The sequence below is a fragment of the Lysinibacillus sp. NPDC097195 genome (genome assembly GCF_044762075.1).
Classification (GTDB): Bacteria; Bacillota; Bacilli; order Bacillales_A; family Planococcaceae; genus Lysinibacillus.
Map to the genome: position 1 here is coordinate 73,025 of NZ_JBIWDP010000001.1, position 20,264 is coordinate 93,288.

Annotated in this window: 17 protein-coding genes; 15 read left to right on the top strand and 2 right to left on the bottom strand. The window is 37.8% G+C overall.

All coding sequences use genetic code 11. From position 1 onward, the window contains the following. The first annotated feature begins 123 nt into the window (after positions 1–123). The 6 genes from ACIQXI_RS00355 to ACIQXI_RS00380 all read left to right on the top strand — a co-directional run bounded on the left by ACIQXI_RS00355 (position 124) and on the right by ACIQXI_RS00380 (position 6,547). On the top strand, positions 124–1,131 hold the full coding sequence (locus ACIQXI_RS00355; RefSeq protein WP_402920210.1) for a nuclease-related domain-containing protein: 1,008 nt from the start codon (positions 124–126) through the stop codon (positions 1,129–1,131). A gap of 3 nt (positions 1,132–1,134) precedes the next feature. Continuing rightward, positions 1,135–2,088 (top strand): diacylglycerol/lipid kinase family protein, encoded by a 954-nt coding sequence (locus ACIQXI_RS00360; RefSeq protein WP_402920213.1) that lies wholly within the window; start codon positions 1,135–1,137, stop codon positions 2,086–2,088. A 77-nt stretch (positions 2,089–2,165) separates the two neighbouring features. Beyond that, on the top strand, positions 2,166–2,813 hold the full coding sequence (gene trmB, locus ACIQXI_RS00365; protein ID WP_402920216.1) for a tRNA (guanosine(46)-N7)-methyltransferase TrmB: 648 nt from the start codon (positions 2,166–2,168) through the stop codon (positions 2,811–2,813). A gap of 15 nt (positions 2,814–2,828) precedes the next feature. After that, a complete protein-coding gene (locus ACIQXI_RS00370; RefSeq protein ID WP_402920219.1) occupies positions 2,829–3,692 on the top strand; it encodes a YtnP family quorum-quenching lactonase in 864 nt (287 codons plus the stop codon). A 500-nt stretch (positions 3,693–4,192) separates the two neighbouring features. Further along, positions 4,193–5,221: a PTS sugar transporter subunit IIC gene (locus ACIQXI_RS00375; protein WP_402920222.1), complete on the top strand. Its 1,029-nt coding sequence runs from the start codon at positions 4,193–4,195 to the stop codon at positions 5,219–5,221. 99 nt (positions 5,222–5,320) lie between these two features. Further along, a complete protein-coding gene (locus ACIQXI_RS00380; protein WP_402920225.1) occupies positions 5,321–6,547 on the top strand; it encodes a carboxylate--amine ligase in 1,227 nt (408 codons plus the stop codon). A gap of 397 nt (positions 6,548–6,944) precedes the next feature. Here ACIQXI_RS00380 and ACIQXI_RS00385 read toward each other — a convergent pair whose 3' ends face one another. Continuing rightward, positions 6,945–7,259 carry a hypothetical protein gene (locus tag ACIQXI_RS00385; RefSeq protein ID WP_402920227.1) on the bottom strand — a complete coding sequence of 105 codons (315 nt, stop codon included), beginning with the start codon at positions 7,257–7,259 and terminating at the stop codon, positions 6,945–6,947. Positions 7,260–7,425: 166 nt separating this feature from the next. Here ACIQXI_RS00385 and ACIQXI_RS00390 point away from each other — a divergent pair, with 166 nt between their 5' ends. From ACIQXI_RS00390 to ACIQXI_RS00430, 9 genes are all read left to right on the top strand, one after another. Further along, the gene (locus ACIQXI_RS00390; protein ID WP_402920230.1) at positions 7,426–8,502 is read left to right on the top strand and encodes a M42 family metallopeptidase; all 1,077 of its coding nucleotides are present in this window, start codon (positions 7,426–7,428) and stop codon (positions 8,500–8,502) included. Positions 8,503–8,561: 59 nt separating this feature from the next. Continuing rightward, entirely contained in the window at positions 8,562–9,083 is a 522-nt protein-coding gene (locus ACIQXI_RS00395; RefSeq protein ID WP_402920233.1) for a DUF84 family protein, read from the top strand. Positions 9,084–9,177: 94 nt separating this feature from the next. Further along, positions 9,178–9,696, top strand: a complete 519-nt coding sequence (locus tag ACIQXI_RS00400; protein WP_402920236.1) for a hypothetical protein — start codon at positions 9,178–9,180, stop codon at positions 9,694–9,696. Positions 9,697–9,769: 73 nt separating this feature from the next. Next, positions 9,770–10,594, top strand: a complete 825-nt coding sequence (locus ACIQXI_RS00405; RefSeq protein ID WP_402920238.1) for a DUF1444 domain-containing protein — start codon at positions 9,770–9,772, stop codon at positions 10,592–10,594. Then, positions 10,591–11,205, top strand: coding sequence for a YtpR family tRNA-binding protein (gene ytpR / locus ACIQXI_RS00410; protein WP_402920240.1), 615 nt, complete (start codon positions 10,591–10,593; stop codon positions 11,203–11,205). The genes ACIQXI_RS00405 and ytpR overlap by 4 nt, the downstream gene beginning before the upstream one ends. Positions 11,206–11,414: 209 nt before the next feature. Further along, on the top strand, positions 11,415–14,990 hold the full coding sequence (locus ACIQXI_RS00415; RefSeq protein WP_402920243.1) for a DNA translocase FtsK: 3,576 nt from the start codon (positions 11,415–11,417) through the stop codon (positions 14,988–14,990). A gap of 222 nt (positions 14,991–15,212) precedes the next feature. Then, a complete protein-coding gene (gene murC, locus ACIQXI_RS00420) occupies positions 15,213–16,526 on the top strand; it encodes a UDP-N-acetylmuramate--L-alanine ligase (protein WP_402920245.1) in 1,314 nt (437 codons plus the stop codon). Positions 16,527–16,639: 113 nt separating this feature from the next. Next, positions 16,640–17,146 (top strand): DUF948 domain-containing protein, encoded by a 507-nt coding sequence (locus ACIQXI_RS00425; protein WP_402920248.1) that lies wholly within the window; start codon positions 16,640–16,642, stop codon positions 17,144–17,146. A gap of 129 nt (positions 17,147–17,275) precedes the next feature. After that, on the top strand, positions 17,276–17,785 hold the full coding sequence (locus ACIQXI_RS00430) for a YtxH domain-containing protein (protein WP_402920251.1): 510 nt from the start codon (positions 17,276–17,278) through the stop codon (positions 17,783–17,785). Positions 17,786–18,006: 221 nt separating this feature from the next. On the opposite strand, the gene ACIQXI_RS00435 is transcribed toward ACIQXI_RS00430, so the two are convergent. Then, on the bottom strand, positions 18,007–20,163 hold the full coding sequence (locus ACIQXI_RS00435) for a cell division FtsA domain-containing protein (RefSeq protein WP_402920254.1): 2,157 nt from the start codon (positions 20,161–20,163) through the stop codon (positions 18,007–18,009). Positions 20,164–20,264: the final 101 nt, after the last annotated feature.

Genomic DNA, 20,264 nt, shown 5'->3' on the forward strand with positions numbered 1-20,264 from the left:
CTAGCTCTTTTTTATAGAGCAAAATATGCATGTATTCTGCTGAAACGTCATGTAAAATAAAAAGGAGAGCCTCTAACAAGGGGCAAAGTTGATATGGGGCAGTAAGAATGGAGTGACCTACACATGGCACAATTAGTAAAAATACAAGATTATATTTCACGCTATCAAATTGATTTAGCGAGATACCCAACTCAATTTGTACGTTTAAAGAAAAGTCAATGGGATCGCATTAAACGGCAATGGGAATCGGGAGAAGATTTAACAGAGTGGCAACATACTGAAAATGACAAAGACAATGAAGTGTTGGAAGAAAAAGAGCGATTTTCATTATTTAAAAAAATCTTTGCGGGGCGTCAAAAAGAAGAAGTGCAAGACGATATTGAACAAATAGATGGTACAAATGAATTTGCGAATGATGAAGATGAAATTCCAGAAGAAGAAACTACATTATCATTTGAACCAAATATTGTTTACGCACCACAATCTATCCATGAGTTAAAGCGGATGTTCATCGACCAGTTTTTTCATTTTCAAATGAAATGGGCAAGCTCTACACTTCGAGAAAAATCTTATGTAGATCCACGTTTTATGCGTGATTCTTTGTTACGTACTTTACTACAAAACTTGCCGGATAATTATTTAGTTTTTTATTATCCTATTTTACAGGTGAGAAAAGCACCAATCGAGTTGGATGTTGTGTTGATGTCCCCAACAGAGTGTATTTGTATTACTGTACTTGAAGCGGAGAATCAAGCGGTATATGTCGGTGGCAGTGACCGCTTCTGGTTAAAAAAAGTAGGAACTAAAGATTCTAAAATACTGAATCCTATGATTAATTTAAGCCGGATGGAATCCGTACTAACACAATTGTTTAAGCAAGATCAAGTGGATATGCCGATACGCAAAGTAATCTTAACACGCAATGGCTATTTTGATTACCCTGGTTCACCATTTAATGTGCGCTTGGTGGATCGTCGTAATTATAGCGAATGGATGCAGACGTTAAAAAATGTCGCATCACCGATGAAACATATGCAAATTCGTGCAGCACAAACCATTTTAAATAATGTTCAAACAACCTCTTTTAATCGTGATATTTGGTCGCAAACATCTACCAAAGTAGAGGACTAACGGATGCATGTATTATTTATTGTGAATGAAAGTGCAGGCAACGGTAAAGGCAAGCTTGTTTGGAATAGATTGCAACAGCAATTAACCATTAATTACGAAGTTGCGTTTACGCAATATGAAGGTCATGGACAAGAAATTGCCAATCAATGGGCTAGAAAAGATGACAGCAGCAAGTTAATCATTATTGTTGGTGGAGATGGCACTGTTCATGAAGTTGTAAGTGGCATTGTACATAATCATTCAGTAGTAGTTGGAGTAGTAAGTGCAGGGTCTGGTAATGATTTTGCACGATACTTTCCAACATTTAAAAATGCCAAACAAATCGAAGTGTATGTAACAACTGACTTTGATAGTGTTTCAATGGATATTGGTGAACTTCATCTTGGCACTATGCAACAAGAAAAGTTTGTCAATAATGCAGGTCTCGGCTTTGATGCCTATGTGACAAAATTCATTAATAAATCACGCTTAAAATACTATCTCAATAAAATAGGGCTAGGAAAACTATCATACGCTGCTGCGGTTGTTAAAGGGTTATTCAGCTTTACTTGTTTCGATGTAACAGTGCGTGCAAACAATCAAACACTTCATTTTCAAAATGTTTGGTTTGTTGCTACAAGCAATCAACCGTTTTTTGGCGGTGGTATGAAAATTTCTCCACAGTCGAAAGCGAATGACGGCAAAATTGAATGTACCATTGTCCACAACATTTCAAGAATAAAGCTATTATTAATATTTGCGACTGTCTTTTTTGCAAAGCATACAAAGTTTCAGGCAATAACCTTTTTGCACAGCAATCATTTTGATATTATCGTGCATCATCAAAACGTCGATTGTCATACAGATGGAAACTATATTGGCACCATTGGTCAGGATAAGATTGTGCAGTGTACAGTACAACAACAAGCGTGGAATTGTATAACATTGGAAAACTCGAAAAACGTCATTTCGCAATAATTTTATGCGAAAGTGGCGTTTTTACGTTATACTATTAAAAAATCAATCATTACACCATTAAGAAATGAGGAAGAAAATTGAGATTAAGAAATAAGCCTTGGGCAGAGGAAATGATTACAAATCATCCAGAGGTGATTATTCCAAATCCTGAAGACTTTAAAGGAAATTGGCAAGCTGTTTTTGGTAATGATCGCCCATTACACATTGAGGTAGGGACTGGGAAAGGTCAATTTGTTACTGGAATGGCACTGCAAAATCCAGATATCAATTATATCGGTATTGAGCTGTATGATAGCGTTATCGTTTGCGCATTAGAAAATATTTTAGAAGCTAAATCTCCAGCGAATTTACGTTTGTTAAAAGTAAATGGCGCAGATTTAAATAAATTCTTTGAAAAAAATGATGTGGATCGCGTGTATTTGAATTTCTCAGATCCTTGGCCAAAATTACGCCATGCAAAGCGTCGTTTAACGCACGAGGGTTTTTTGAAATTATATGAGTCGATTCTAGTGGATAATGGGGAAATCCATTTTAAAACGGATAACCGTGGTCTGTTTGAGTATTCGTTAATAAGCATGTCTGAATACGGTATGTTACTGAAGTATGTATCACTCGACCTACATGCAAATATGCCAGAAGATAATGTTATGACAGAATACGAGCAGAAATTTTCTGCGAAAGGGCAGCCGATTTATCGTTTAGAATCGCAATTTATTACAAAATAGTAGGGGGAGTATGGGATGGATCAGTTACAGTTTCACAATATGTCTTTATCATGGCTAAACGGGGGTGTCACTTGCCTTGATGGCGGTGCAATGTTTGGCGTAGTACCAAAACCACTTTGGTCGCGTAAATATCCGGTAAATGACAAAAATCAAATTGAGTTACCGACAGAGCCAATTTTAATTCAATATAATGGAAAAAACTATATAATTGATACAGGTGTCGGTTTTAACAAATTAAATGAAAAGCAATTACGAAACTACGGTGTAACAGAAGAATCAACGCTTGCTGATAGTTTACAAGAACTAGGTTTAACAACGGCAGATATCGACGCGGTGTTAATGACGCATTTACACTTCGATCATGCAGGCGGCCTTACACAATGGGAAGGTGAAGTATTAGTCCCTACATTCCCGAATGCTAAAATTTATGTAACGAAAATTGAATGGGATGAAATGCGTGAGCCGAATATCCGTTCAAAAAATACGTATTGGAAAGAAAACTGGGAGCCTGTGCAGCATTTAGTAGAAACGTATGAAGGTACGTTTGAAGTTGTTCCTGGTATTGAAATGATTCATACAGGTGGCCATAGTGATGGACATGCAGTTATTAAACTATCGCAAAATGGCGAGGTGTTGTTGCATATGGCGGATATTATGCCGACACATGCGCATCAAAATCCGTTATGGGTACTTGCCTATGATGATTATCCAATGACAAGTGTATTTGCTAAGGAACGACTGATGAAAGAAGCTTTAGCGAACGGCTACAGTTTTATTTTTTACCATGATGCGTATTATCGTATGATTAAATGGGATGAGTCAGGTAAGGAAATTGTAGACAAGTTAGAACGCAGCAGACAAGCTGTAATTACATTTTAATCCTACGTTATAGCTGTGAACTTTATATAAGACTATAGGCAAGCCCCCAAAAATTTGGCGGTTGTCTATAGTCTTTTTTTATTAAAATTATATGAGTAAGACGCGTGCATCTGTGCGTTAGAGAGGGCTGTTGTTTACGAAGTACCTGCCTGTAGACGACTCCTGCGGGAACGCACGCATAGTAAGACGCAACAGACCGCGCGCAAGCGAGGGTTGCGGCTTACAGTGTGCCCGCGGAAAGCGTCCGCCCGTAGCGGAAATCAACTGCAGTAGTATTACTAATAAAAGATACATTCTATTTTTTGTTTTCATTTCGATATATTATTTTTGCATTATTCAGCTATTTGAAAACGGCTACTTTCTGACTATGAATATAATATGCTGTTTACCATAATTAGCATACTAAATTCTGAATATTTAGCATTGACTGATTACTCTAATATTAATATACTGAGATAACATCAATGAGCGCTATATTGTCAGAAGGGAAATGAAATACAATGAAAAATTTTATCAATAATGTTCTAACTGGTATGAGTATGGGGATTGTCGTTTGTTTAATTCCAAATGCATTAGTAGGAGAGATATTAAAACTAATTATTCCCTACGTACCTCAGTTAGAAATTATTTTAAATACATCAGTTTTAGCAATGAGTCTATTACCTGTTATTATTGGAGTCATGACAGGCATTTGCTTTAAATTAACACCTGTGCAAACATGTAGCGTTGGACTAGCTGCATTTATCGGAAGCGGTGTCTATACAATTGATCCCGACACAGGAATCACCATTGCCGGTATCGGTATTGTCATTAATATAGGAATTACAACTGCTTTAGCTGTGCTATTTGTGCAATTTCTAGGTAATAAGCTGAAAGACTTTACACTGCTGTTAATGCCTGCACTGTCAATGTTCGTTCCTGGTTTAATCGGAAACGCTATTTTGCCATATGTGCGTACGGGCTCAGGCTATGTTGGTTTAATTATCGAACATTTAACGACGCTACAGCCAGTAGTTATGGGGTCACTAATTGCTATCATTTTTTCAATTTTAATTATTTCACCAATTTCTACAATCGGTGTGGCGACAGTTATTATGTTATCAGGCATCGGTGCCGGTGCAGCCAATCTCGGTGTTTGTGCATCTGGGGTCGGAATGTGTATTGCCAGTTATAAAGCGAATAATATTGGGACAGCCATTGCCCATGTTGCTTCAGCAAAAATTCAAATGCGTAATTTTTTCATGAAACCCAAAATAGCATTTCCGATGATTATTACTGCGGGAATATTAGGGGCATTAGCAGGCCTGTTTGAAATCGTAGGTACCCCATACAGTGCAGGTTTCGGTTTAGGTGGTTTTGTGGGACCGTTGAAATATTTAAGTTTAGTCGGATGGACACCTTATACAATCACTGTAGCTACTACATTATTTATCGCATTACCAATTATATTAAATGTCATCTTACTGCGAATCTTCTCGATGAAATTGAAATGGATTACATCCAATGATTACAAAGTACATTATGAATAATGGAAAAGTCTCCGTATGGGGGCTTTTTTTTCGTGAACATTTTGGAAAATGTGATACACTAAAAGCTATACTAAAACACAAAAGAGAGTTGAAATAACGATGGCAACGGAGCAACCATTTTTACCAGTATTATTAGGATCAGATATGAATGCATACGGCATGGCCCGAGCATTTTATGAAGCATATGGCATTAAGCCACTTGTATTAGGACGTTCACATTTAACAGCAACGCAAGATAGTCATATATTGGAGTTCCAAGAAATTGATCGTTTAAATGAACAGGACGTATTTGCCCCAGCATTAGCACAAGTAGCAAAACAATATGCTGATAAGAAATTACTGCTGCTAGCTTGTGGCGATGATTATGCAAAGCTCATCATTAAAAATAAACCTGCACTTCAGGAACATTTTACAGTACCTTATATTGATGAGTCGTTGATGGATGAAATTTTATTGAAAGAAAATTTCTATAAAATGTGTGAGAAGTACAACTTTAAGTATCCAGGAACAACGACAGTAACTGCAGCTAACTATCAAAACTTCACACCACCATTCGACTACCCAATTATTATTAAAGCGTCCAATTCAGTAGAATATTGGGCTTGTAAATTCCCAGGTAAGAAAAAGGTGTTCGTTGCACATGATGAAGCTGAAAAAACGGCTATCTTAAAAGCAATCTATAGCTCTACTTATCAAGACACAATGATTATTCAAGAATTTATCCCAGGTGATGATTCTTATATGCGTGTTTTAAATGCTTATGTAGGTAAAGACGGTAAAGTAAAGTTAATGTGCTTGGGCAACCCGATTTTAGAAGAGCACTCGCCAGAAGGTATCGGTAGCTATGCCGCCATCGTTACAACGTACGATAAAGAGCTAATGGATCAAGTACGCCACTTTTTAGAGGATATCGGCTATACAGGCTTTGCTAATTTCGATATGAAATATGATATTCGTGATAAGCAATATAAGCTATTTGAAATTAATTTGCGTAACGGCCGTTCAAGTTACTATGTAACGGCAAGCGGACATAATTTAATGAAATATGTAGCCGATGATCATATGTTAAATATCGAACAGCCATTAACATATGTAGAGGACAAGCATTTATGGATGATTATTCCGAAGGGCGTACTATTTAAATATGCCTCAAACGAAAAGTTAAAGCTTGAAGCGAAAAAATTGATTCGTGAAGGAAAGTATACCAACTCTTTATACTTCAATAAGGATATGAATGCCAAGCGTTGGGTAAAACTTACATTAAATAATTTAAACTACTATCGAAAATACAAAAAGTATTTCAATAATAAAGGGCTAGAAGAATAAGAATACTTAAAAGGAGGTATACCAAATATACCTTCTTTTATTTTGTTTATAAGCAAAACAAGCGTGTAATTCCGCGAAACAAGGGAAGAATTCCGCGAAGCAAGGGTGTAATTCCGCGAAGCAAGGGAAGAATTCCGCGAAGCAAGGGTGTAATTCCGCGAAGCAAGGGTGTAATTCCGCGAAGCAAGGGTGTAATTCCGCGAAGCAAGGGAGGAATTCCGCGAAGCAAGGGAAGAATTCCGCGGAGCAAAGGAAGAATTCCGCGAAGCAAGGTGAGAATCCCGCGAAGCAAAGATTAATCCCTGCCAGCAGTTGCGCATATAATTAAACAATAAAAAAAATAGCATGTGGCGATCATCTTAATCAAAATGTCCACATGCTATGCGAGTTTATTATGTTAGACTTGAGTTAATTCTACGACTACGCCAGAGCGTGCGTCGGCTGCGAACTCGAATGTTTGCATTTCACCTTCGTGCATGCGTGAAATACCACCTCGATAAACGGGAATTGTCATAAATCCATTCGTGAATTTATCTGTTTTCATATAAATCCAAGAACCGTCTATTGGCGCATCTTTTTTAAATTCCTTTTTTATGTTTTCAAGTACTTGTCCTGCGGGTACATACGGAGAAACTTTTTCACTGGCTTCTTTAATAATGACTGCCGCGGCCAGGCCTGTTGCAACACCAATTAAAAAATCACGTAATTTCATGGGTATTTTCCTCCTTTTCCTATAACTCTATTTTAGCATAGCACAAAGAGTGAATGCACGTTCATTGCAAAGGACTTTTATGAAATATATCAATATTTCGATTTCTGAAATAATTATGATACAATAAGCAAGGAAGAAAATTCTACTTCGTGGGGAGAGAGTCAACATGAATGAGGAAACATTACAATTATTTAAAACATTAACGGAATTACCGGGTGCTCCAGGAAATGAACATGCTGTGCGTGCATTTATGCGTAGTGAGCTACAAAAGTACTCAGATGAGATTATTCAAGATCATTTAGGTGGTATTTTTGGTGTCAAACATAGTGAAGTGACAGATGCCCCTAAAATACTTGTAGCAGGTCATATGGACGAAGTAGCATTTATGGTAACATCCATTACGGATAATGGATTAATTCGTTTTCAAACATTAGGTGGCTGGTGGAACCAAGTGATGCTAGCACAACGTGTAGAAGTATACACGAAAAATGGTGCGATTCCAGGTGTCATTTCATCTATTCCACCGCATTTACTAACAGATGCAGAACGTGCAAAACCGATGGAAATTAAAAATATGCTCATTGATGTTGGTGCTGACAATAAAGAAGATGCGATTGCGCTTGGCGTACGTCCAGGTCAGTCCATTATTCCGGTATGTTCGTTTACTCCAATGGCTAATCCGAAAAAAATTATGGCAAAAGCATGGGATAACCGCTATGGCTGTGGTCTCGCGATTGAATTAATGAAAGAAGTGCAAAACGAAAAATTAGCTTCTCATTTATATTCAGGTGCCAATGTTATGGAAGAAGTTGGATTACGTGGCGCTCAAGTGTCAGCGAATATGATACAACCTGATTTATTTTTCGCTCTAGATGCATCTCCTGCGAATGATATGTCTGGCGATAAAAATCAATTTGGTCAACTTGGTAAAGGGACTTTATTACGAATTCTTGACCGTACGATGGTAACACATCGCGGTATGCGTGAGTTTATTTTAGATACTGCCGAATCAAATCATATTCCATATCAGTATTTTGTATCCCAAGGTGGTACGGATGCAGGTCGTGTACATACATCGAATGACGGCGTACCGAGTGCTGTCATTGGAGTTTGCTCACGTTATATTCATACGTCAGCATCAATCATTCATATTGATGACTATGCTGCGGCCAAAGCATTAATCGTTGAATTAGTGAAAAAAGCAGATCGTTCGACATTAGAGACAATTCGCGCTAATGTATAAGTAAATGGAAAAGATGCCTTTGAGGGCATCTTTTTCTATGTAAAGAAAGAAGGATTAGAATGGAAATCGCCATAGGTACAACGAATAAAGCAAAAACACAGGCTGTTCAAGCCATTGTAAATCAGTATTTTGAAAACATAACTTTTACATATGTTAAAGCGGCGTCAGAAGTTTCTGAGCAACCAATAACGACAGAAGAAACAAGACTAGGTGCGATAAATCGGGCTAACAATACTGCAACAGCTACAGGCGCAGCTCTATCTTTTGGACTAGAAGGAGGCGTCACTGAAATTGCTGGGGAGATGTATGTTTGCAACTGGGGTGCTCTAACATTAGCTGATGGCACAACATTTACCGCCGCAGGTGCACAAATACGCTTACCACAGGAAATTGCCCAGGAAATAAGAGCAGGTAAGGAGCTTGGACCTGTTATGGAACAATACACACAGCGTTTAGATATTCGCCAAGGAGCTGGAGCGGTAGGTATTTTTACGCAAGGATTGGTGAGTCGTCAGACCATGTTTGAGCATATTGTCTCTTTGCTTGTTGGACAATATTTGTTCACATTAGCTCGAAAATAGTGTCTTTGAACTAGTGAGAATGGAGCAGTGATGTTGCAACTTATCTAGAATTTTTTTAAAATAGAAAAAAGTTAGCAATGAAAGGAAGATAGCAATGTCTTATGCACCGCTACGAGCACTAGGTTTAATGCTTTTACTATTGGGGCTTTCAGGCTGTAATCAATCAGTTGATGAACAAATTGCGAGCGGTCTTCAATTAACGGAAACGGTCTTTGCAGCAGAGCCAGAAGCGCATACTGACGAAATTGGACATATTCAACTGTATTTACCGGCAAAGTTCAACATTGATGATAGTTCAGATGCCTACAATATTTTAATATCAAAAGGAACGGATTCGTATATTCTTTTTATCAATGATAATGAAAAAGCAGATAGCAAACTGTATTATAATTTGCTAAAAGAAGATAGTACAAAAAAAGTTATCAAAGAAACAACCTATGAAAAGGATGGCATTTTTGGTTTTTCCGCTGTATCTAAAACAGAGAGCAATGAAGAATATGAGTTAATAGTCAGCTGTGGTGGAGTCAAAATGACGACCATTTCACAAGCAAAAGATATTGAAAATAATCTTCATGAGATGACGAAAATCGTTCATTCAGTTAAGATTAAATAATTGCATCGTTTAGAACAATAGCGGTTCACAAAAAATGTGAGCCGTTTCATTATGAAGAAAGGACGTGAGCGAAATGAAACAAATAAAGTCAGAACAACTTGTGTCCCTATTAAAAAAGCAGTTAAGTGAGCAAAAATTTGATTTTCACTATGATAAAAAGCAAGACAAATTACGCTTAAATCATAAAAAAATAGGTAAAGGGATGGAACTCTCTTTACCAGGTATTTTAGCAAAATATAATGAAAAACAAGAGGCTGCCATTGCTGAAGTGGTTTATACGATTGAGCAAACTTTTACGGCTATGGAAAAAGAGCAAGAACAAGGTTTTAAAGAATCAGGGCAAATTTATCCCGTTATTCGTGCAACTTCCTATCCGAAAGCTTCCAAAGAAGGACATGCATTTATTACAACAGAGCATACGGCTGAAACACGTATTTTTTATGCGCTTGATTTGGGACAAACATATCGCTTTATTGATGAATCGATGTTAGAAACTTTAAAATTAACGGTGGAGCAAATTCGAGAAATGGCACGGTTTTCAGTTAAACAGTTACCGACTGTTTATAAGAAAGATGAAGTAGCCGGCAATGACTTTTATTTTGTCAATGCCAATGACGGCTATGATGCGAGTCGCATATTAAACGAAAGCTTCTTGAAAGAAATGCGCACAAAAATTGAAGGGGACATGACGGTTTCCGTTCCTCATCAAGATGTATTAATTATTGGTGATATTCGCAATGAAACAGGGTATGATGTATTAGCACAGATGACGATGCATTTCTTTACTGTAGGAACAGTGCCAATCACGTCATTATCATTTATTTATGAAGATGGAGAACTGGAACCGATCTTTATACTAGCAAAAAACAGAGTGAAAAAGGAGCAAGAAAAACAATGAATGTATTTTACAACAAAGAGCATGTAGGAGATGTCCTATTAGTGCAATTAGCTACAGAGGCAATTGTTAAAACAGAGGTAGAACGAGCTGGAGATATCGCCATTTTAAAAGAAGCTCAAACAGGAGAAATTAAAGCGTTTAACTTATTTAATGCTAGCAATTATATGCAAGTAGAGGCGCAAGGAAATGTGGATGTTACCCCAGAATTTGTCGCTCAACTTGAAGCAGCTATTGAAAAAAATGGCGCAGCAATTAGTCTTGATGTCGATTTCTCACCAAAATTTGTTGTCGGCTACGTAGAAACAAAGGAAAAGCATCCAAATGCTGATAAATTAAATATTTGTTCTGTCAATGTTGGAGAGCAAACACTCCAAATTGTATGTGGTGCACCGAATGTTGAGGCTGGACAAAAAGTAGTCGTTGCTAAAATCGGAGCTGTCATGCCTTCAGGTATGCTGATTAAAGAAGGAAATTTACGTGGTGTTGATTCATTTGGTATGTTATGTTCAGCACGTGAATTAGCTATTCCAAATGCACCTTCAGAAAAAGGGATTTTAGTTTTACCTGAGGATGCTGTAGTTGGTAGCGCATTTGAAACACCAACTCGTTAATTAAATAATTTTCCAAAAATCGTTACACTACCAATAGCTGGTGGTATAACGATTTTTTGTCTTGTTTGAGCCTATAAATACGAGTTTCTATATCATTTTTATGGTATGCTTTTTGATGTGGACATTGTACATAGTTTCAAAAGGTTATTTTTGTAAGAAAAACTTAGGCAATGCTATAAATGAAGTGTAAGAGAAATGAGTGAAACAACATGAATTGGTTTAAAAAGAAGATTGATAAATTTTTAAATAGAGAAGACATGGACTATGATGAATACTATGAAGAGTATGAGGAGCTACCAAATCAGCCAGAGCCATTAAATGAAACGCCGCAAGCATCCAAACAAAAGACTTTTCGCTTTCCTTTAATTGATGATGGAGAAGAGATGCTTTCAGCTTCACAGTCAAAGGACATGTTTAATCAAATGGACGACACTTATAGCCAAATAGAAGATTTATCTTTACCAAAACATTTAGATCATCGAATGGCAGATTCTCGTGTTTACGATATAGAGGTATCTGGTATTCGTGAATTATTAGAAAATCGATCGAAAAGAACTGGCAGAACAACGACAACACGAAGTCAGCCAAAACAAGAATACCCGACAAAAGCAAGTATGGTTTTTCGCGATGCACAAGTTGAAGCTCAACCTAAACCTCAACCTAAATCTGTTCAAAAAGAGCCAGTTGTGAAACAGGAAAGTAAAACAGAAGATCTTTTACAACAAAATCGCAAACGCTTTGTACCAACTGATGTGCCATCGCCAGTTTACGGATTTGCCAAACCTAGTCCAATTGAGCAGTTATTAAATAAACGCAAAGAAGAGCACGAAGCTGAAACGCCTTCTATGACTGCGTTTACAAAAGAAGCGACAACAAATGACACGATTGAAAATATACTAGAAGAAAAAGAGCCTATCAAAGCCCCAAATGATGTACGTGAACAGCTCGAAATACAACCGACTAGTGAAGCTGTATGGAAGCAGTCAAGTGTTATTGCTGAAGTTGCTATTACGGAGGAAAGCCCAACAACAGCGGAGGCGAAACAACTAATTTCATTTGATGATGTTGACAGTACGGAGCACAACCAGTTAACAGAGAAAGTGTCAGTAGAAGTGTCACCGAAGCAACCGATTACCTTTGAAGAAGTTGAAGTGGATGAGCAAAGTTCAATGTCAGGGGAAGACAAAATGGAGCTTCCTATCCCACAAACAACATCTTTTGCCGTAAATTTTGAAGAGCAGATTAAAGAAGCAGTTCAGCAAGAACTTGCTGTCGAACAATTATCAGCCGATCAATCAGAAATACATGTAAAAGAAGTGGTTGTGGAACAATTACAAATTGAAAATTCCACGATTCATATTGGGGAAGTGACAGTTGTTCAGCCAACGAATGACGAAGAACAACAAGCTATAGTAGAAGAATCGTCTGTGAAGCAAGAAAAGAGCCGCATTCCATTTAATGTCTTAATGTTAAAAACAGATAAGGAAAAGTGGCGAATTGCACAACAATTAAAATCATTAAACCTAGCGACTGCTGAAGAACCACAACGAGACACGGCGTTTTCTAGTAATGACTTTGAGGCTGATGCATCGGCAGAAGTGGTAGAAGTGGAAAAAACAAGTGAAATATCAACGTCAACAGAGGTAGAAACAGAGGGTATTTCAGTTATTACAATGTCCCCAGTTGCAACAATGACAACTTTGCCGACATTCGAAAATGCAGCATCAGACGAAATAGCAGCGACGGTCGTTTTAGAAAACGAATTATCACAAGAAGAAAGTCCAGCTATAAAAGTTGAGGCAGTTGAAGAAGCATCGTCAACAACGGCTGTAGAAAATGCGCTACCACAAGAAGAAAGTCCAGCTATAAAAGTTGAGGCAGTTGAAGAAGCATCGTCAACAACGGCTGTAGAAAATACGTTATCACAAGAAGAAAGTCCAGCTATAAAAGTTGAGACAATTGAAGAAGCATCGTCAACAACGGTTGTAGACAATACGTTATCACAAGAAGAAAGTCCAGCCATAAAAATTGAGACAACCGAAAAAGTATCGTCAACAACGATTGTAGAAAATTCACTACCACAAGAAGAAAGTCCAGCTATAAAAGTTGAGGCAGTTGAAGAAGCATCGTCAATAATGGTTGTAGACAATACGTTATCACAAGAAAATCTTGCTATAAATGATGAGGTAGTTGAAGAAAGTGCAGCAACTATGTACAACAATGTGCCACTGGTACAACATTCAGAAGAAACCATTGCTATACAATTCGATGACGAAAAATCGATTGGGGTAGAGGGACATTCTACAAATGTCTTGCCAATTGCCGATGGAGACGAACATTTAGAAAGCGAAATAAAACCTGTTAAACCTGTCCACGTTTATCAAAAACCAACGGATGAATTTTTAGAGCCACCTGAAGAGAAAACGCAAGATACGGAGTGGATGGAGCAACAAGGGGACACACTAGTAGAAGCATTATCTTATTTCCAAGTTTCAGCCCAAATTGAATCGATTATGCAAGGTCCAGCTGTAACTCAATTTGAAATTACAGTCAGTCATGGTACGAAGGTAAGTAAAATTCGTAACTTGGCAGACGATTTAAAATTAGCTTTGGCTGCAAAGGATATTCGTATACAGGCGCCTATTCCAGGGAAAAGCTCAATTGGAATAGAAATTCCTAACCGTGTGTCACGAGCTGTTCGTTTGTCGGAAGTAACAAATAGCGCTTCATTCCTTGAATCGGACTCACCATTAGAGGCTGCGTTAGGGTTAGATTTAACAGGGAAACCTGTCACAATTGATTTACGTAAAATGCCACACGGTTTAATTGCCGGTGCAACGGGTTCAGGAAAATCTGTTTGTATTAATTCCATTTTGGTGAGTTTATTATATAAAGCTGCACCACACGAATTAAAACTTATGCTGATTGATCCGAAAATGGTAGAGCTGGCACCGTTTAATCATATTCCTCATTTAGTTAGCCCGGTTATTACAGATGTTAAGGCTGCAACAGCAGCGTTAAAATGGGCTGTAGAGGAAATGGAGCGCCGTTATCAATTATTTGCGCATGCAGGTGCACGTGATATTACACGTTATAATGCATTAGCAGATAAAAATAATGAGCATAGCCTTAAATTGCCATACATTTTAATTGTTATTGATGAGTTGGCTGACTTAATGATGATGTCACCAGCGGATGTTGAGGAAGCGATTTGTCGTATTGCGCAAAAGGCACGAGCTTGTGGTATTCATTTAATTGTTGCAACACAAAGACCTTCTGTGGATGTTATTACAGGCCTTATTAAATCCAATATTCCTACACGAATTGCCTTTGCGGTATCTTCCCAAATCGATTCGCGTACAATATTAGATGGGCAAGGGGCAGAGCGGTTACTTGGACGTGGCGATATGCTATATTTAGGTAATGGCATGTCTGCACCTGTACGTTTACAAGGTACGTTTGTAACAGACGATGAAATAGAAGCGATTATTGATCATGTTCGTGAGCAAGGTGAGCCAGATTATATTTTTGATCAAGAGGAACTTTTAAAGAAATCAGAGGTTACTGCAGAGCAAGATGATTTGTTTGAGGATGTCTGTCGCTTTGTTTATGAAGCAGGTGGGGCATCTACTTCTCTTATTCAACGCAAGTATCATATCGGTTATAATCGTGCTGCACGCTTAATTGATATGCTGGAATCGCATGGTTTTGTGTCGGAGGCAAGAGGCAGTAAACCGCGTGAAAGTTATATTACCGAACAAGATTTAATTGCTATGTTTGAATAAGAATTGCGGTATTTTCGTAAAGATTAACTGACTTTCGTCAAAATTAGTTTATTTAGAAAAGTTGCACATTTATCGTTGTGCATAAATAGTGCTATAATAGACAAGATGTTTTAACATAGTACGTATTTTTCTGTACATGTAAAGGTATTAATACCTAGTACAAAATACGATACACCTAATAGATGATAGATGGGATATTGTATTTCCCGGGGGGTTTAATTAATGACAGTTTTTCATTTCACAGGCATTAAAGGTTCTGGCATGAGTTCACTTGCTCAAATCTTATTTGATGCTGGTGAACAAGTACAGGGCTCAGATATTGATAAATATTTCTTTACGGAACAACCGTTACGCGAACGAAATATTCCAATTTTCACATTTAATGCGGATAACATTCAAGAAGGTATGACCGTAATTGCAGGGAACGCTTTTCCTGATGACCATCCTGAATTAGTCAGAGCACGAGAAATAGGTGTAGAAATTATCCGTTATCACAAATTTCTTGGTGAGTATATTGGCAATTACACATCAATTGCCATTACAGGTGCACATGGTAAAACTTCTACAACCGGCTTAATGGCGCATGTTGTAGGTGGTTATAAACCAACTTCATATTTAATCGGTGATGGTACAGGTGCCGGACACGAAAATGCGAACTTCTTTGTCATGGAAGCATGTGAGTATCGTCGACACTTTTTAGCTTATAATCCTGATTATGCAGTCATGACAAATATTGACTTCGATCATCCAGATTACTTTGCAAATATTGAAGATGTTTATGCAGCCTTTCAATCACTTGCATTACAGGTGAAGAAAGCAATTATTGCATGTGGCGATGATGAGCATCTACAACGTATCCAAGCGAAAGTACCTGTTGTTTATTATGGATTTGGAGCGGAAAATGATTTTGAGGCACGTAATGTTGAAAAAACAACAGAAGGTACCACATTTGATGTGTTTGTGCGCAATGAATTTTATAGTACTTTCTTTATCCCATTATTTGGCGACCATGCAGTGTTGAATACATTAGCTGTTATTACACTTTGCCAATATGAAGGTATTTCATCTGAAATTATTCAAGAACGTTTAAACACTTATAAAGGTGTAAAAAGACGTTTCACAGAATCGAATATTGGGGATCATGTTTTGATCGATGATTATGCACACCATCCGACGGAAATTCGTGCAACAATTCAATCGGCACGACAAAAATATCCTGAACGTGAATTAGTCGCTATATTCCAGCCACATACATTCACACGTACGCAAGCATTTTTACAGGACTTTGCAGACAGCCTAAGTTTGGCAGATACAGCATACTTATGTGATATTTTTGGTTCTGCAAGGGAAACACAAGGTGCTCTTTCAATTCAAGATTTAGCTTCTCTTATTGACGGGAGCGCTGTCATTACAACTGAAGGTATTGATGTGTTAACAAAGCATAAAGACGCCGTATTTTTATTTATGGGCGCTGGCGATGTTCACAAGTTCCAAGATGCCTTTGAAGATGTATTAAAAAACAACGAAACAGCTTAATCCGCAAGGAATAAGCTGTTTTTTCTCAAATTTGAGAAGGATTTAAGTTTTATTTGTCGAAGATAAGGTAAGTAATAGTAAAGAGAGAATTATTACTAGCAGGAGGTCTATTTATGGAAGTCATTTTGTATATTGCAGCAATATTAGCAGCGATCGGTTTTTTAATTTTGTGTGTGAGTGTCAGCATGACATTATTTTCGCTCAAATCAATTCTTAACAGCTTATCTGGTACATTATCTGGTATTGAGAAACAAATGGAAGGGATTACACGAGAAACGACTTCTTTGTTAATTAAAACGAATAGCCTAGCCGAGGATATTCAACAAAAATCCGAACAACTTAATACAGTTGTCCATGCAGTGAAAGGAATGGGCGAATCTGTAAATGGTTTAAATGCATCTGTTCAACAAATAACTTCATCGATAGCAAAAAGCGTTGAGGAAAATGAAGAAAAAATTGCACAAGTTGTTCAATGGAGTAATGTCGCAATGGGCATTGCAGATAAATGGAAGAAACGTAAAGTGATTGAGCAAGTACAAGAAATTATGCCTGAAGGTGCATATAGTTTTGAGCAAGTTCAAACGGACAAGCCGAAAAGAAAATGGGGTCGCAAAAAATAATTATTATTTAGCAGGTGCTTTCTTCAAGCCAGCTGAATATAAATAAAGCCTTAGACGAAATTGTAGATCATCCTAAGTGGAAATACATTCGTCTAGGCGCATTAGATTATAAAATGGGAGGAATTGTCCATGACTACACAAAAGCCAAACTTTAACGAAGTGAAAGAACAACAACTAGAAAGTACATTGCCACAGCTTTATAATCCGCAAGAATCGATTTATGAAGAGGAGCGTGTAAATATGAAAGATTTCGTCATTGGCGCGTTAGTTGGGGGTATAGTGGGTGCAGCTGCAGGTCTACTACTAGCTCCGAAATCAGGGAAAGATTTACGTAGTGATGTGGCAGTGCAAGCAGTAAATTTAAAAGATAAGAGTGCAGATTTTTCAACAACTGCGAAAGATAAAACTGTGCAACTATCAAAACAAATTCAAGAACAATCTTCGCAATTAGTAGAAAAAGTGAAAACACTTAAATCTGCAAAAGCACCAACTGTTTTTGATGATGGGACTGTTTCTTTCGAAGGGGAAGAGCCACTAGAGGACTTTATCAATGATGTTGATTCAAAAAAAGAAGAAGCTCTAGAAAAAGCTGAGCAAAAGATTGAAGAAAAAGATAAAGCGCAAGAAGTACGTGCTTAAAATAAAAGAAACTATAACGTAAAGAAAAAGTGTTAGATTGACTGCCATCAATCTAACACTTTTTTGCTATGCCGTTGATGTCCGCTGCGGCGGTGCTTTCCGCGGGCACACCGTAAGCCGCAACCCTCGCTAGCGCGCGGCTTGTTGCGTCTTACATTATGTGCTGTTCCCGCAGGAGTCACCGCCCCCGCTACAAACAACTAATGTAACTCTTACCTTTGTTACAATGATAATGGAGCTTCTTCAAGTACAATTTCTAATTGATCGCCACCGAAGATTTCCGTGTCAAAAGTTGCGAGCTGTCCGTTGCGGAGTATTGTAAAATTACCTTTAAATGATGTAGGTAACTGCCAATTAGAAAAGCGGAAAACATCTTGATAAACCCAAGGGCTACGGTCTTTTTCGTGAATGGCAACTGTTGCTCCATTTGGAACAGTAGAAAGTGGCGACGCAACAACTTGGTTAACAAGTATTTCATGTGTCGTTTTTTTCAACTCTAATAGTTCCTGTTGGAAGTGAATGATAATTTTGTCCTCCAGTAAAACATTCATTTGATCGGCTATTCGCTGAACTGTTGGTAACGACGGTTGCGAAAAAGTAATAACATCATTATGTTGAACAGCATATGACAGTTTACCTGGTTTTCCGTTAATTAATAAATTTGCTGAAAACGCCGGTAAATATAAAGGTTTGCCATCGACATAAATGACATATGATTCAAATTGCTTCAGCATATGTGTATTATTCGTCGCTTTAAAAATATCTTCTACTGTTTCAGCTATTTCAAATGCGATACTATCTCGATCATTTAAATCCGTATCCATTGATACAGGTGAACCGTTAACAGTAATTTTAGGTTCAATTACATATTGCATTTCTTGAATAGTTACCGTTTTAATCACTGCTTGGTCCACAATGTCTCTAACTGTAGCACAGGCTGGATGACCATCTTGACCTTCGATTAGCAAAATGGCATCGCCCGTTTTAATTATAGTTTTTGTAGAGGCCTGTTGACCGTTTACTAAAATTTGGGCAGGTTGACCGTGGCCACCAGGTATAAAAATATCTTGTCCGTTCACACTAATAGATAAACCATGGCCTGGTTTGCCATATAATTGTTTGGCCCGAATATTGGCTGCTAAAAAGGCATCGCCAACTGTCATTTCCTTTAATTCAAATAAACGTACAATTTGTTCATTAACCGTTAAGCTCATATATTGTATCGGCATTTTTTTTGCGGCAATGGCTATGCCGATTGGCGTTACTAACTCAGGGGATGCTTTAATATGCTCCTCCTTCGTTAAATTTTGAATGGCATCCACACCGCGTACCGCAATACGGTTTGCTGGTAAGTTCAATACTAAGCCTAATTCGGTAGTTAAATTCGGTGTTAAACTACCACCACCAACAAGCATAACGGCTTTAGGGGCAGTGCGGTTATTCAAGCGCAATATTTCTTCACCGATAGCTTTTGCTAGTTGTTTCACAGCTGGCTCAATAGCGGTAAGCACGTCTGCTTTAGGATAGTATTGATCAAAGCCTAAAATATCTTGTATTAAAATTTCCTCAGCACTGTGCAGTTGACGCTTCGCTTCTTCGGCAACTGGAAAGTCCAGCAAATAATGGTCACTAAGTGCCTCTGTTATTTCATCACCTGCTGTCGGAACCATGCCGTATGCCACAACTGTACTTTTATCGGTAATGGCAATATCGGATGTACCAGCGCCAATGTCCACAAGCGCAACGTTAAGACGGCGCATTGTAGGAGGAATTAATACATTAATGGCCGCAATAGGTTCTAATGTTAGGGCATCCATTTCTAAATTTGCTCGTTTTAAGGCAGCTATTAGTGATTCGACGACAACACGTGGCAGGAAAGTCGCAATGACTTCGATTTGTGCTTCATCGCCTTGCTGATCAAGAAGACTACCGATCTCTTCTCCATCTAGGCGATAATAGAGAACAGAATAACCAACGCAATAATAATGACTAGTTTTAGTATCCTCTTTATGTTGTAAAAGCTGTTGCTGTGCTTGCTGAACAGCTTGTAACTCTAAACGACTAATATCTTCTTCAGTGAAAATAGGGCGGTTACGAATATTAAGGGTCACGCTTGCCTGTTCTGTTTTTAATGACCGACCTGCAGCAGCGACACTTACTTTTGATAAAGGACCATGCTTTTCTTCGAGTTGTTGTTTAATTTCAGTAATTAACTCTGCCACATACATGACATTATGTATTTGACCATCTACCATGGCGCGTTCTTTGTGTTCTTTTACTAATATATCTTGTACATGAAAATGGTCATTATCTTCTTCTAATATAATGCCAACAACAGAACGTGTACCGATATCAAGTGCAAATAATTTTGAACTCAATGTAATCGCTTCCTTTCTTGATATACCTGAAAATAATTTAGCGAGTTGAAGCGCTAAATTAAAAATGCGTGACATTCTGCACAACATTGATTATAATGATG

Excerpts from the sequence above, each read along its gene's own strand:
- ACIQXI_RS00355 (WP_402920210.1), top strand. The coding sequence starts at position 124 with ATGGCACAATTAGTAAAAATACAAGATTATATTTCACGCTATCAAATT.
- murC (WP_402920245.1), top strand. The coding sequence starts at position 15,213 with ATGACAGTTTTTCATTTCACAGGCATTAAAGGTTCTGGCATGAGTTCA.
- ACIQXI_RS00370 (WP_402920219.1), top strand. The coding sequence starts at position 2,829 with ATGGATCAGTTACAGTTTCACAATATGTCTTTATCATGGCTAAACGGG.
- ACIQXI_RS00375 (WP_402920222.1), top strand. The coding sequence starts at position 4,193 with ATGAAAAATTTTATCAATAATGTTCTAACTGGTATGAGTATGGGGATT.
- ACIQXI_RS00395 (WP_402920233.1), top strand. The coding sequence starts at position 8,562 with ATGGAAATCGCCATAGGTACAACGAATAAAGCAAAAACACAGGCTGTT.
- ACIQXI_RS00405 (WP_402920238.1), top strand. The coding sequence starts at position 9,770 with ATGAAACAAATAAAGTCAGAACAACTTGTGTCCCTATTAAAAAAGCAG.
- ACIQXI_RS00425 (WP_402920248.1), top strand. The coding sequence starts at position 16,640 with ATGGAAGTCATTTTGTATATTGCAGCAATATTAGCAGCGATCGGTTTT.
- ytpR (WP_402920240.1), top strand. The coding sequence starts at position 10,591 with ATGAATGTATTTTACAACAAAGAGCATGTAGGAGATGTCCTATTAGTG.
- ACIQXI_RS00380 (WP_402920225.1), top strand. The coding sequence starts at position 5,321 with ATGGCAACGGAGCAACCATTTTTACCAGTATTATTAGGATCAGATATG.
- ACIQXI_RS00360 (WP_402920213.1), top strand. The coding sequence starts at position 1,135 with ATGCATGTATTATTTATTGTGAATGAAAGTGCAGGCAACGGTAAAGGC.
- ACIQXI_RS00385 (WP_402920227.1), bottom strand. The coding sequence starts at position 7,259 with ATGAAATTACGTGATTTTTTAATTGGTGTTGCAACAGGCCTGGCCGCG.
- ACIQXI_RS00390 (WP_402920230.1), top strand. The coding sequence starts at position 7,426 with ATGAATGAGGAAACATTACAATTATTTAAAACATTAACGGAATTACCG.
- ACIQXI_RS00415 (WP_402920243.1), top strand. The coding sequence starts at position 11,415 with ATGAATTGGTTTAAAAAGAAGATTGATAAATTTTTAAATAGAGAAGAC.
- ACIQXI_RS00430 (WP_402920251.1), top strand. The coding sequence starts at position 17,276 with ATGACTACACAAAAGCCAAACTTTAACGAAGTGAAAGAACAACAACTA.
- ACIQXI_RS00400 (WP_402920236.1), top strand. The coding sequence starts at position 9,178 with ATGTCTTATGCACCGCTACGAGCACTAGGTTTAATGCTTTTACTATTG.